Below are 14,000 nucleotides of genomic sequence, written 5' to 3'. Positions count from 1 at the left end.
CCACCCGCAACCCCCCTCAGTGAAACCCGGAGCGACGACCGTGACGACTCCTCCCCCTTCCTCCTGGGCCGGCGCCGGCGACCTCGGTGCCGCGCCGCCCGGCTGCCCCGCCCACGGCCTCGGCCCCGGCGGCCTGCGCCGCATCTACGGCCCCGAGGCGGACACCGACCTCGCGGGGCTGTACGAGAAGCTGCGCGCCGAGCACGGCCCGGTCGCGCCCGTGCTGATCCACAACGACGTGCCGATGTGGGTGGTGCTCGGCCACAGCGAGAACCTCCACATGGTCCGCACTCCCTCGCACTACACCCGCGACTCGCGCGTCTGGCGGGCCGTGCGGGACGGCAGCGCGGGCCTCGACCATCCGCTCGCGCCCGTCTTCACCTGGCAGCCGATGTGCAGCTTCGTCGAGGGCGACGAGCACCAGAGGCTGCGCGGCGCGGTCACCGGCGCCATGTCCGGCATCGACCACCGAGGCATCCGCCGCCACATCAACCGCTATACGAACCATCTGCTGAACGACTTCTGCCAGGACGGTCACGCCGACCTCGTCAGCCAGTTCGCCGAACACCTGCCGATGATGGTGATGTGCCACGTCCTCGGGATGCCCGAGGAGTACAACGAGCGGATGGTGCAGTCCGCCCGCGACATGATCAAGGGCACCGACACCGCCATCGCGAGCAACGCGTACGTGATGGAGGTCCTGATGGGGCTGGTGCGGCGGCGCCGCGCCAACGCCGAGGAGGACTTCACCAGCAGCCTCATCGCCCACCCCGCGCAGCTCACCGACAACGAGGTCGGCGAGCACCTGCGGCTCGTGCTCATCGCCGCGTACGAGGCCACCGCCAACCTCATCGCGAACGTCGTGCGGATGGTCCTCACCGACCCGCGCTTCCGGGCGCAGCTCAGCGGCGGGCAGATGACCGTTCCCGAGGCGGTCGAGCAGTCCCTGTGGGACGAGCCGCCGTTCAGCGCGATGGTCGGCTACTTCGCGAAGCAGGACACCCAGCTGGGCGGTCAGCACATCCGCGCGGGCGACGGCCTGATCATGGGCATCGCGCCGGGCAACGTCGACCCGGTCGTACGGCCCGACCTCGCCGCCAACATGCAGGGCAACCGCTCGCACCTCGCGTTCAGCGGCGGGCCGCACGAGTGCCCGGGCCAGGACATCGGGCGCGCCATCGCCGACACCGGCGTCGACGCGCTCCTGATGCGGCTGCCGGACGTCGAACTCGCCATCGACGAGCGGGATCTGGGGTGGACGTCGTCGATCCTGTCGCGGCACCTCGTGGAGCTGCCGGTCACGTTCGCGCCGCGCCCGCCGCAGGACATCACGGCCCGCCCCTCGGCGCACCTGCCGCCCCAGCGCAGGGACTGGCAGGTGTCGTCCCCGGCGCCGCACCCTCCGGCCCCCGCCGCCCCCGCCGCCCCGGCCCCCCGGCCGTCGGCGCCCGCCCCGGCCCCGGCTCCCGAGGCCGTCCGCCCCAGGGGAGCGTGGCAGCGCTTCCTCACCTGGTGGCGCGGCTACTGACAGGGGCTACCGCGCCCAGCTGTCGTACGCCTCCCAGGCGCCCAGCGTCCGCCCGCTGGTGAAACGGTGGGCGACGCCCGTGACCGGGTCCGTGAACTCCAGGACGCGCGCCAGGAGTTGCAGGGGCCGCCGGAAGTCGCCCGGTGGCACGGGCCCGGCCACCACCGGGTAGACGGGGTCGCCGAGGATCGGCAGGCCCAACGCGTTCATGTGGACGCGGAGTTGGTGGGTACGGCCGGTGTGCGGGGTCAGACGGTAGCGGCCGAGGCCCGCGCGGTGCTCGACGAGTTCGACGCGGCTCTCGCTGTTGGGCTCGGCGTCCGCCACCTCGTACGCGGCGATGATCCCGCGCTCCTTCACGATGTGGCTGCGCACGCTCCGGGGGAGCGGCACGCCCGGATCGTACGCGGCCACGGCCTCGTACTCCTTACGCACCCGACGGTCCCCGAACAACGTCTGATACGCCCCGCGTTCCGCGGGCCGCACCGTGCACAGGAGCAGTCCGGCGGTCAGCCGGTCCAGGCGGTGGGCGACGCCGAGCGTCGGGATGCCGAGTTCGGTGCGGAGCCGGGCGAGGGCCGTCTGCGTGACGTGGCTGCCGCGGGGCATCGTCGCGAGGAAGTGCGGCTTGTCCACGACGACGATGTGCTCGTCGCGGTGGACGACGTCGAGGGCGAAGGGGACGGGGACCTCGGCGGGGAGGTCCCGGTGGAACCAGACGGAGGCGCCCGGCAGATAGGGGGTGTCCGGGGCCACCGGTGCACCGTCCGCGCCGACGATCCGGCCATCCCGCACCATCGCGTCGACGACGTCCGGCCCGACCGGCAGCCGCTCCGTCAGATAGTCGCGCACGGTCGGCCACGCCCCGTCGGGCGGCAGCGCGACCCGGACGGGGTCGATGCCGTCGCGCTGGGGGAGCGGGGCGGGGGGAAGGCGGCGCTTGCGTCTCATCAGGGGGTCAGCGTACGGGGCGCCGCAGGTCATAGAGGGTGTGGACGGGGGCGATCGGGGCGTTCGTGGATCTTCCGGGGCGGGCGGGTGTGCGGGGCGCGCGGGTCCGGGTCCCGCAGGCTCATGTGCGCCCCGGAAAACCACTGCCGTCGCGCGTGTCCCCGCTGACACGATGCGCCCATGCCCTTCAAGATCTCCGACATCGTCGCGGCAGGCACCCTGGCCCGCCGCGCGCAGCCGACGCTCCCCGCTCCCGGCGGACTGATCCTGCGCCCCTGGTCGACTGCCGATGTGCCCGCCGTGTACGAGGCGTTCCAGGACCCCGTGATGCAGCGCTGGCACGCGCGCGTGGCCGACTCCGAGAGCGAGGCGCGCGGTTGGATAGAGGGCTGGCGCAAGGCGTGGGCGGACGAACGCGACGCGTACTGGGCGATCGCCGACGCGGGGACCGACGAGGTCGTGGGGCGTGTCGCGCTGCGCTGCATCGTGCTCGCGGACGGCCAGGCGGAGATCGCGTACTGGACGATGCCGTCGGCCCGCGGCCGCGGCATCGCCCCCCGCGCCGTCGAGGCGCTCTCGGCGTGGGCGTTCGACGAGGTGGGCCTGCACCGCCTGGAACTGACCCACTCGACGGCGAACGAGGCGTCGTGCCGCGTGGCCCTGAAGACGGGGTTCGCGGCGGAGGGCACGAAGCGGAGTGCGCTGCTGCACGAGGACGGGTGGCATGACATGCATCTGCATGCGCGGATCAGGGGGGAGGGGCCGGTCACGATGTCGTGAAGTCCCGGGTTGTCCAGACCAATCCATATTTCTGCAGGTCAGGCGGGGTGCCTTATGCCCGTCTTTACTTACCCTTTATTGACGCTTACTGAGAGTAGGTGCTTAGCTTCGCTCGTTTCTGTGGAGAACCTGTAAACCTGGGGTGGGGACGTGCTGACAGCAAGGGGGCGTCGCGATTCGCGACGGCCAAGATCGAGTGGTGCTCGCGCGGTGAGTTGGGCGACGGCGTGCGCCGTCCTGGCATCGCTGGTGACGGCGGTGGGCCTGGCCGGATCGGCCGCGTCCGCGGACGGCGGGAAGACGGACGCCGGGCGGACGGCGTCGGAGCGTGCCGCGGCCACCGGTAAGCCGGTCGAGGTGGTGTCGGAGCGCGGCACCTACAGCACGACCGTGGCCAATCCCGACGGCACCTACACGCTGACGAAGGCCACCACCCCGCAGCGGGTGAAGGCGGCCGACGGTGACTGGCGGGACATCGACACCACGCTGGTGCGCCGCTCCGACGGCACCGTCGCCCCCGGGGCGACCGCCGTCGACCTCGCCTTCTCCGGCGGGGGCAGCGGCAGCAGGATGATCCGCATCGGCACCCCGCGCGGCGCCCTGGAGCTCGGCTGGCCCGGCGAGCTGCCGACCCCCGAGCTGAAGGGCGCCACGGCGACGTACCCGAACGTGCTCAAAGGCGTCGACCTCGAACTGACGGCCACGTCGGAGGGGTTCAGGGAGATCCTCGTCGTCAAGACGCCGGAGGCGGCCGCCGACCCCCGGCTGGCCACCGTCCGGCTGGCCGTCAAAGGCAAGGGTCTGCAGGTCGTCCCCGGCGCGGACGGCGGGCTTCGCGCGGTCGACGAGGACGGCAACGACGTCCTGGCGGGCCCGGCCGGTGTGATGTGGGACGCGGCGGGCGACAAGGCGCAGCGCGCCCGGTCGTCGAAGTCGGCGTCCGCCCCGGCCGCCGAGCCCGGCGCCCGGCACGGGCGGAGCGCCACGCAGCCGAACCCCGGCGACCACAGCGCCGAAATGCCGGTGAAGGTCGAGGACGGCGCCATCAGCGTGCGTCCGGACCGGGCGCTGCTGCGCGGCAAGAAGACCGTCTACCCGGTGCGCATCGATCCCCCCGTCGGCCTCGGCGCCTCGGAGCGTACGGTCCTCTCCAGTGACGGCGACGTCTTCTGGCAGTTCAACGGGGACTACGGAGTCGGCAACTGCAGCCGCATGGGCCCGTACTACTGCGACAAGGACCACACGAACCGGATGTACTTCGAGTTCGGGCCCTCGAAGCTGTCCGGCAAGCAGGTCGTCGACGCCACCTTCCGTGCCAAGGAGACCTGGTCGTTCACCTGTGACGCCAAGTGGGTCGACCTGGAGCGCACCGACAACATCTCCAAGGGCAAGAAGTGGCCGGGCCCCACGCAGCGGGACCAGATGGGCGACCGGTACGTCTCCGCGGGCCGCGGGGACCAGTGCAGCCCCGAACAGCCGGACCAGTGGGTCGAGTTCAACGACAACCCGGACGAGTCGGACGAGAACCTCACCTCCTCGGTGCGCAATCTGGCGTCCGGCAAGTTCAGCGCCCTGACGCTGATGCTGCGGGCGCACGACGAGGGCGACCCGGCGGCCTGGAAACGGTTCGACGACAACGCCGAGCTCCAGGTGATCTACGTGCCGAAGCCCGGCACCCCCTCATCGGTGGGGATCATCCCGGGCAACGGAAACACGGGGTACTGCGCCAAGTCCTCGCGCACCCCCACGATCGTCACCCGTCTCGACCCGATGGCGCAGGCCAAGGTGCAGACCCAGGTCAAGCCGAAGGCGGGCGAGGAGAAGGGCGAGCTGCAGGCCGAGTTCGTCGTGCAGCGCGGCGACGACGCCGACTGGCACCAGGTGTGGTCGGACTACCGGCCGAAGCCCGGCTGGGTGGCGGACGACACGCTGGCGAAGGTCCGCATGGGCGAACGGGCCGACGGCGGCCTGTACCGCATGAGGGCGCGCACGCAGTCCCACTGGACGTACGGCAAGAGGAACGGCGACCTGTGGTCGGCCTACTCGTCCTGGTGCTACTTCAAGATCGACTCGACGGCGCCCAAGGCGCCCCAGATCACCTCGACGGGTCTCTACACCGAATGCCTCCCCGACCTCTGCGAGGGCAAGGGCGGCCCCGGAGTGGCCGGATCCTTCCAGTTCAAGCCGAACACCGTCGACAAGGACATCGTCGCCTACCGGTGGCGGCTGCTGACCCAGAAGGGCGCCAGCGAGACGGCCGGCTCGACCGTCACCGTCAAGCCGACGCCGTCACTGTCCGGGCTCCAGGTCCTGACGGTGCAGGCCAAGGACGTACGTGAACGCTGGGGCAGCCCGAGCGAGTTCGCCTTCAAGGTCGCTCCGGCCGCGGGGCCCGTCGGCACCTGGCACTTCGACGACGGCGCACCGGGCTCGACGGCCACCGTGGCCAAGGACACCGGGTCCGAGGGCACGCGGCACGACGCGACGCTGCGCGCCCGGACGGACGGCACGGCCGCGGGCTGGTCCGTGCTCGGTCGCCGCGGCACCGCCGACTACTCGCTGCTCCTCAACGACGATGTGAGCACGGAGTCCGGGCGGACCGGCTATGCCGCCACCTCCGCGCCCGCGGTCAACACCGGCGACTCGTTCACGCTGTCCTCGTGGGTCCTGCTCACCGACACCTCGGCGAACCGGGTGGTGGCCTCCGCACCGGGAGCCAACGGTTCGGCGTTCACGCTCTACTACTCGTCCACGTACAACAAGTGGGTGTTCAACCGCACCGCCACGGACACGAAGACGAACCCCGTCTACATCCGCTCGATCGCGGACACCGCGAACCCGTCGACAGAGGTGTGGACCCACGTCGCCGGAGTGTTCGACAGCAAGGGCGACACCGACAGGACGAACGACACCATCCAGCTGTTCGTCAACGGCCGCCCGCAGGGCCAGCCGGTCAAGCTCCACGCGACCTCCAGCGCCTACACGCCCTGGGTCTCGACCGAGGGCCTGCAGTTCGGCCGCTCCAAGGTCGGCGGTGCATGGGGCGAGAACTTCATGGGCCGACTCGACGAGGCCAACGTCTGGCAGCGCGCGCTGACCGGTGAACAGCTGCGCCAGGACGCGCGCCTGGAGACCGACAGCGTGCCCGCGACCGAACTCGTCGGATACTGGGACTCCGCCACCGCGGAGAACGGGAAGGTCGCCGAGTTCACGTCGTACGCACTCGGCTCGATGGACATCTCGTCCACCGGCGCGGTCGCGGATCCCGACGACAACGAGCTGGAACTCGACGGCAGCTCGGGCTACATGGCCACCACGGGCCCCGTGGTGGACGAGACCGGTTCCTTCACGGTGACCGCCGACGTCAAGCTGGACGGCGCGAAGTTCGCGGCCATGAAGGTCGGCTCCCGCGCCCAGGTCTTCGGCCAGTCCACCCCGGACGGCAAGGAGTCGTCGTGGGCGCTGTGGGTGGAGAAGGTCTCGGCCGACGGCTACCTCTGGCACTTCGGGCGTACGGCAACCGACGCCGCCGGGAAGGTGCTCTCGACCGCTTCCGTGCCGTCCGAGACGTCCGCCGAGATGGACACGTGGGTGCAGGTCACCGGCGTGTACGACGCCACCGAGGAAGTCGATGGCGGCTACGGCAACACCCATCTGTACCTGAGCGAGACCGAGCAGGCGCAGGAGGGGGGCGCCGCCTTCCCCGCGGTCGAACAGGGCGGCGGTGAGCTCGCGGCCGGGCGAGGCCGGGCCGGTGGCGTCAACGGGCACTACCTGCCCGCCTCCCTGGACGAGGTCCGGGTGTGGACCGGGGCCATGACCGCCGACCAGGTCCGCGCCAAGGCGCTGGGCGCACCCGGCGACGAGTGACGGACGCCGGGGGCCCGCACACGCGGGCCGCCGGCTCCGCCCCGACGGGCCCGACGCACGCACCCACGCATACGCATACGCGCTTTCGCGCATTCACGCATACAGCCAGTGGCACCTGACGGCGGTGTGGAGCAGATCCATGCCTCCGTGGTCGTCACGCGATGGCCCCTGCCCGGACGTCGCCGTCCCGGCGCGGGCCGCAGAGGGACACCAATGAGACGAACAGCGTTGGTCCGGCATGTGCCGGGCCGCACCAGAGCCGCGCGAGAGCGCAGGCTCCGCCGAGTGGCGGTCATCGCCGGATTCTCGCTGCTTCCGGGGCTGCTGAGCACCAGCGCCTACGGGGCGCGCCCCGATCCGCTGGGCCGCCCCGACCTGAAGACGGTCGCGGCCGACGACGTGTCGCCCTTCAAGGCGAAGACGGACAAGAAGACGGCAGCCAGGATGGCGGAGGCGGCGCAGGCGGATCGGGACGCCGTGCGGCGTGCCCACGCCGACGCGCGACGGACCGTCGCCTGGCCGAAGCGCGGGGCGGCGACCCTGAAGCTGCCCGACGCAGGAACGGCCGAGGCCGCGCCGGGAGCACTGCCGGTGACCCTCGCACCGCCGAAGCAGGGCAAGGGCATGGGCAAGGGCAAGAAGCACGGCCGGGTCGCCGACCAGGTCGAGGTGAACGTCCTCAGTCGGCAGGAGACGGCCGAGCTCGGGATCAAGGGCGTCGCGCTGAAGGTGACGGGCCCCGCGACCGGCGGCAAGGCCGAACTCGGCATCCAGTACGCGAAGTTCGCCACGGCCTACGGCGGTGACTGGGCAGGCCGACTGCAGGTCGCCCGCGTCTCCGACTGTGCGCTGCGCTCGCCCGAGGCGGCCAAGTGCCACAAGGCGGAGCCCCTGCCATCCGTGAACGAGCGCGGCGACCAGCGCCTCGCCGCCCAGCTGGACTTCCCGGCCACCGCCCCGGCGGCCAAGGGCGCGGCCACGAGCGCGCGTTCCGGCACCGGAAGGACGCTGCTCCTCGCGGTCTCGGCCGGTACGCAGTCGGGTGGCGGCGACTTCAAGGCGACCCCGCTGACCGCCTCGTCCACCTGGGAGGCGGGCGGCAGCGCGGGCACCTTCACCTGGTCGTACCCGCTGAAGCCGCCGGCGCCCGCCGCCGGGCCCAAGCCCACCCTGGACATCTCCTACAACTCCTCCAGCGTCGACGGCCGTACGGCCACCACCAACAACCAGGGCACGCAGGTGGGTGAGGGCTTCGACCTCACAGAGTCCTTCGTCGAGCGCAAGTACGGCTCGTGCAACGACGACGGCCAGGACAAGAAGTACGACCTGTGCTGGAAGTACGACAACGCCTCGCTCGTGCTCAACGGCAAGGCCACCGAGCTGGTCAAGGACGACACCGACGGCAAGTGGCGGCTCAAGAACGACGACGCCTCCGTCGTCACGCACTCCACGGGCGCGGAGAACGGTGACGACAACGGCGAGCACTGGACCGTCGTCACCGGCGACGGCACGAAGTACGTCTTCGGCCTGAACAAGCTCGACGGCGCGGCGGCCGCCGACCGCACCGAGTCCACGTGGACCGTGCCCGTCTTCGGCGACGACTCCGGCGAACCCGGATACGAGGACGGCACCACGTTCTCCGGCCGCGACAAGAAGCAGGCGTGGCGGTGGAACCTCGACTACGTGGAGGACACCCACGGCAACGCGATGAGCTACTGGTACGAGGCCGAGCACAACAACTACGACAAGCTCGGCGACGACAACACCGGTACCGACTACGTTCGCGGCGGATACCTCAAGGAGATCCGCTACGGCCAGCGCGCCGGTGCCCTCTTCTCCGCGACGCCTGCCGCCTCCGACAAGGTCGTGTTCACCCATGCCGAGCGGTGCGTCGCCTCGGGCAGCGGGTGCGACTCGCTGACGAAGGACACCAGGGACAACTGGCCCGACGTGCCGTTCGACAGCCTCTGCAAGGACGGCGACAAGTGCACGTACAACCTCAGCCCCACGTTCTTCTCCCGTAAGCGGCTGACGGGCGTCACCACCTCCGCGTGGGACGCGGGCGCGGCCACGCCCGGCTACGCGCCGGTGGACTCCTGGTCCCTCAAGCAGCGTTACCTCGACCCCGGGGACACCGGTGACTCCACCGACCAGTCGCTGTGGCTGGACGAGATCGAGCACACCGGCAAGCGAGGGGCCGACCTCTCCCTGGACCCGGTCAAGTTCGACCATGTGTACCGGCCCAACCGGGTCGACGGTCCTTCGGACGACATCCTGCCGTTCAACCGGCCGCGCCTGAAGACGATCACTTCGGAGACGGGCGCCCAGACCATCGTGGACTACCTCGCCGCCGACTGCGCGGCCGGGCAGACCATGCCCAAGGCGGACGAGAACACCAAGCGGTGCTATCCGGTGTACTGGTCCCCGAACGGCGAGCTCACACCGATCCTCGACTGGTTCCAGAAGTACCCGGTCAGCGGCGTCCAGACGACCGACCCGCGCGGCGGCTCCGAGGCCGTGCAGCACATCTACACGTACTCCGGCGGCGGTGCCTGGCACTACAACGACGACCCGATGACTCCGGCCAAGGAGCGCACCTGGTCGATCTGGCGCGGCTACGAGAAGGTCACGCACCTCACGGGCTCGCCCGGCGGCACCCAGTCCAAGGAGGTGTCGGTCTTCCTGCGCGGCATGAACGGGGACCGGGTCCTCGGGACCGACGGAAAGACCCCTGACGCCGACAAGCGCAAGAGCGCCGACGTCACCGGCGTCAAGGCTCCGAAGATCACCGACTCCGATCAGTACGCGGGCTTCACCCGGGAAACGGTGTCTTACGACGGGGCCACCGAGGTCTCCGGCACGGTCAACGACCCCTGGTCGAAGCGGACCGGCACGCAGCACAAGTCGTACGCCGACACGGAGGCGTACTTCGTCCGCACCGCGGCGTCCCACGCCCGCACCAACGTCACGAGCAAGCTGACCCCCGTCGACCGGGTCCGCACCACGAAGACGACCTACGACGACTACGGCATGCCCGAAACGGTCGAGGACACCGGCGACGACGCGGTCAAGGGCGACGAGAAGTGCACGCGCACCTGGTACGCGCGCAACAGCGAGGCGGGCATCAACTCGGCCACGTCACGCACACGTTCCGTCGCGAAGCCCTGCTCCGTCACGGACGCCGAGCTGGACCTGCCGGCCGACTCCACACGCTCCGGTGACGTGATCTCGGACGAGGCCACGGCCTACGACACGACCACTTGGTCCGCCGCGCAGAAGCCCACCAAGGGCGAAGCGCAGTGGAAGGGCCGCGCCAAGGGATACGGCAGCGACAACGCCCCCGTCTGGCAGCAGTCGGGAACCGTCAAGTACGACGTGCTCGGCCGCCCCACCGTGGAGCGGGACACCCACGACGACACCGTCACCAGCACGGGCTACACCCCGGCCACGACGGGCCCGCTGACCGGGACCACCGTCACGAACGCCAAGGGGTTCAAGACCACCACGGCCAAGGACTTCGGACTCGGCGTCGACCTGAAGGTCACCGACCCCAACGGCAAGGCCACCGAGAGCGAGTACGACAGCCTCGGGCGCATCCTCAAGGTCTGGCTGCCCAACCGGTCCAAGTCGCTCGGCAAGACACCCAACTACGTGTACGGCTACAGCATCACCGCCGCCGCCCTTCCCTGGGTGTCGAGCGGCACCCTCCAGGCCGACGGTTCCGGCTACACCACCACCTACGAAATCTTCGACTCACAGTTGAGGACCCGTCAGGTGCAGGCGCCGTCCGCTTCCGGTGGACGCGTCATCGCGGAGACGCTGTACGACGACCGCGGTCTCGCGGTCACCGCCGAGTCCGACATCTGGGACGCCAAGAACGCGCCGTCCGGCGTGCTCGCCCAGATCGACGGAGGCCAGGCACCCACCCAGACGGACACCGTCTTCGACGGCGCGGCCCGCGCGATCAAGACCACGACGAAGAACAGGGGAGTCGCGCGCTGGTCGACCGAGACCGTCTACCAGGGCGACACCGTGATCACCGGCGCCCCGGCCGGCGGCCAGGCGGCCGCGGTCGTGACCGACGCCCTCGGCCAGACCACGGAGCGGCGCGAGTACTCGGGCCCCAAGGCGACCGGCACCGAGTACACCACCACGACGTTCGGCTACACGCCTCGCGGCCTGCAGAAGTCCGTCACCGGGCCGGGCAAGGACGCCGCGTGGACCTACACCTACGACCTCTTCGGCCGTCAGGTCCACGCGGACGACCCGGACAAGGGCGGCAACTCCACGGAGTACAACGACCTGGACCAGCCGGTGCGGACCACCGACAACACCGGCAAGTCCCTGCTCGTCGGGTACGACGAACTCAACCGCAAGACCGCCGTGTGGCAGAACTCCAAGACCGACGCCAACAAGCTTGCCGCCTGGACCTTCGACAGCCTCGCCAAGGGGCAGCAGGACACCGCCGTCCGCTATGACGGCGGCCTGAGCGGCAAGGCGTACATCCAGAAGGTCACCTCGTACGACAGTCTCTACAAGGTCACCGGCAAACAGATCATCCTGCCGGACGGCGACCCGCTCGTGACGGCCGGCGTGCCCAAGACGCTGTCCTTCTCCACCGGCTACAACCTCGACGGCACGGTCAAGCAGAGCACCGCCCCCGCGGTCGCCGGGCTCGCCGCCGAGACGGTGTCGTACGGCTACGACGCCCTGGGCCGGATCCGCACGGCCAAGGGCGCCACCGGCTACCTCCAGGACGCCGCCTACTCACCGGTCGGTGACAAGAGCCAGCTGACCTTGGGCACCGACGCCACCGCGAAGAAGGCCTATGTCACCAACGAGTACGAGGACGGCACGCGACGCCTCACCCGGTCGTACGTCACCGACGACGTGCACGGCTACATGCTGCAGGACCTCAAGTACCACCAGGACGACGCGGGCAACATGACGTCGGTCTTCGACGCGACGACCCTGGGCGGCACCGGCCAGGCCGACTACCAGTGCTTCGACTACGACGGCCAGCGCCGCCTGACCGAGGCCTGGACGCCGAAGACTGCGGACTGCGCCACCACCGGCCGCACGGTCGGCAACCTAGGCGGGGCCGCGCCGTACTGGACGAGCTACCAGTACGACGACGCCGGGCTGCGCACCCAGCAGACCGACCACGCGTCCGCAGGCAACACCGTCACCGACTACCGCTACGGAACGGAGACCGGGCAGCCGCACGCGCTGGCCAGGACGGAGTCGGGCGGCAAGACGAAGTCCTACTCCTACTACGCCGACGGCACCACCAGGACCCGCCCCGGCACGCAGGCGGAGCAGACGCTGACCTGGAACGCGGAAGGCAGCCTGCAGAGCGTCAGTGAGCCCGCCGCCGGTGACAAGGGAGCCAAGAAGACCGAGTACCTCTACGACGCCGGTGGAGACCTGCTGATCCGCCGTGCCACGTCCGGCGACGGCGAGACGGTGATGTACCTCGGCGCGATCGAGGTGCGCGTGAAGTCGGCCAGTGGCGGCAAGGCGTCCCTGTCCGGGACCCGCTATTACACGGCCGGGGACCAGACCGTCGCGGTCCGCACCGCGACCGCGGGGACGTCCGGCAGCAAGCTGGCCTTCCTCGTCGGCGACCACCACGGCACGTCGAGCCTCGTGATCGACGCGACGACCATGGCGTTCACCAAGCGGCAGACCACGCCCTTCGGGGCGCCGCGCGGAGCGAAGCCCGCGGAGTGGCCGGACGACAAGGGCTTCCTCGGGAAGCCGACCGACCAGGAGACGGGCCTCACGCACGTCGGCGCCCGGGAGTACGACCCGGTCATCGGCCGGTTCCTCAGCGTGGACCCGGTCATCGACCCGGAGAAGGCCCAGTCCCTCAACGGCTACACCTACGGCAACAACAACCCGGCGACGTTCAGCGACCCCACGGGCCTGGACATCGGTGGCCTCTTCGGCATGGTCATCGGCGGCCTCGCCGCCGTGGGCAGCTTCGTGCAGAACGTCATGGGCATGCTCGGTGGCGGTGGTGGCGGTGGCGGCGGTTTCGGCGGCACGGGGTACACCGGCGGTACGGCGCCGACCAACAACTGGGGATGGGCCGGAAGCATCAACAACGGGTGGAAGCCCGGGGCGACCTACAACCTCATCACCAAGTCCTGGGACTACCCGTTCCTGGTCCGAGGGGGTAAGGCGCTGGACGAAGTCCTCGCGTCCGTTCCGGAGTGGGGAATCGTCCAGGACCCCAAGGCGCAGAACGGCTGGACCTCCTCCCGACAGCTCTTCTTCGGATGGGTCTGGGGAGGCGGGTGGCCGCTCAAGTCGAATCAGTACTTCCACGGAGGCGACGCCTTTACCGCCATTCTGGCTCGTGACGGCACTATTGCCAAGAAGCGTGCGGAATTGCTGGGGCAGGCCCGGGAGAAGGGGATGGAGGCGAAGGGCGCCGACGAAAAGGGCGAAAGGTTTTCCTACAAGGACGTCGGTCCTGATCCAGGCAGCTCTTTCTGGAAGTTCAACTCCCTTCGCGGAGCTGCCAGCGATATTGCGGGGACCTTGACCAACGGTGCCATAGGGACCTCTAATTCTGCCGATGCCTTCCTGGGCAGCTACAGCGGCACGGCGCGCATCAAGGCAGTCGACAAGAGAAAGGGAACGGTTACGCTCCGGTTCACTGCTACGAATCTCTCGGACTGGAACTCGGCCACCCATGTGCTTCCGAGGTCCTGGAACCCTGTATACAAGGGCGGTCGCGGAGCGCTCGTGACCGAGCAATTCGGGTGGGAAGAGAAATGGCCGCTCGGCGGGTGCGTGAGCTACTCGGAGTGGCTGGAATAGTGCTCGGGCAGGGCTGTGGGGCTCTTGAATGTGACCCCGC

5 protein-coding genes are annotated in these 14,000 nt (G+C 70.1%); 4 read left to right on the top strand and 1 reads right to left on the bottom strand.

Annotation, left to right across the window (positions count from 1 at the left end):
• Positions 1-40 precede the first annotated feature (40 nt).
• Entirely contained in the window at positions 41-1,528 is a 1,488-nt protein-coding gene (locus tag NOO62_RS08130; RefSeq protein WP_268770226.1) for a cytochrome P450, read from the top strand.
• A gap of 6 nt (positions 1,529-1,534) precedes the next feature.
• Here the strand turns inward: NOO62_RS08130 and NOO62_RS08125 are convergent, their stop codons facing one another.
• Entirely contained in the window at positions 1,535-2,479 is a 945-nt protein-coding gene (locus NOO62_RS08125) for an RluA family pseudouridine synthase (RefSeq protein WP_268770225.1), read from the bottom strand.
• A 180-nt stretch (positions 2,480-2,659) separates the two neighbouring features.
• Between NOO62_RS08125 and NOO62_RS08120 the strand changes: the two genes are divergently transcribed.
• The 3 genes from NOO62_RS08120 to NOO62_RS08110 all read left to right on the top strand — a co-directional run bounded on the left by NOO62_RS08120 (position 2,660) and on the right by NOO62_RS08110 (position 13,960).
• Positions 2,660-3,259, top strand: a complete 600-nt coding sequence (locus NOO62_RS08120) for a GNAT family N-acetyltransferase (protein WP_268770224.1) — start codon at positions 2,660-2,662, stop codon at positions 3,257-3,259.
• Between the two features lie 210 nt (positions 3,260-3,469).
• Entirely contained in the window at positions 3,470-7,129 is a 3,660-nt protein-coding gene (locus NOO62_RS08115) for a LamG-like jellyroll fold domain-containing protein (RefSeq protein WP_268770223.1), read from the top strand.
• A gap of 213 nt (positions 7,130-7,342) precedes the next feature.
• Positions 7,343-13,960, top strand: coding sequence for an RHS repeat-associated core domain-containing protein (locus NOO62_RS08110; protein WP_268770222.1), 6,618 nt, complete (start codon positions 7,343-7,345; stop codon positions 13,958-13,960).
• Positions 13,961-14,000: the final 40 nt, after the last annotated feature.

The organism is Streptomyces sp. Je 1-369 (assembly GCF_026810505.1).
Lineage (GTDB): Bacteria > Actinomycetota > Actinomycetes > Streptomycetales > Streptomycetaceae > Streptomyces.
Note: the sequence above shows the minus strand (reverse complement) of the source record. Positions and strands in the feature narration are given on the sequence as shown.

Excerpts from the sequence above, each read along its gene's own strand:
- NOO62_RS08110 (WP_268770222.1), top strand. The coding sequence starts at position 7,343 with ATGAGACGAACAGCGTTGGTCCGGCATGTGCCGGGCCGCACCAGAGCC.
- NOO62_RS08125 (WP_268770225.1), bottom strand. The coding sequence starts at position 2,479 with ATGAGACGCAAGCGCCGCCTTCCCCCCGCCCCGCTCCCCCAGCGCGAC.
- NOO62_RS08120 (WP_268770224.1), top strand. The coding sequence starts at position 2,660 with ATGCCCTTCAAGATCTCCGACATCGTCGCGGCAGGCACCCTGGCCCGC.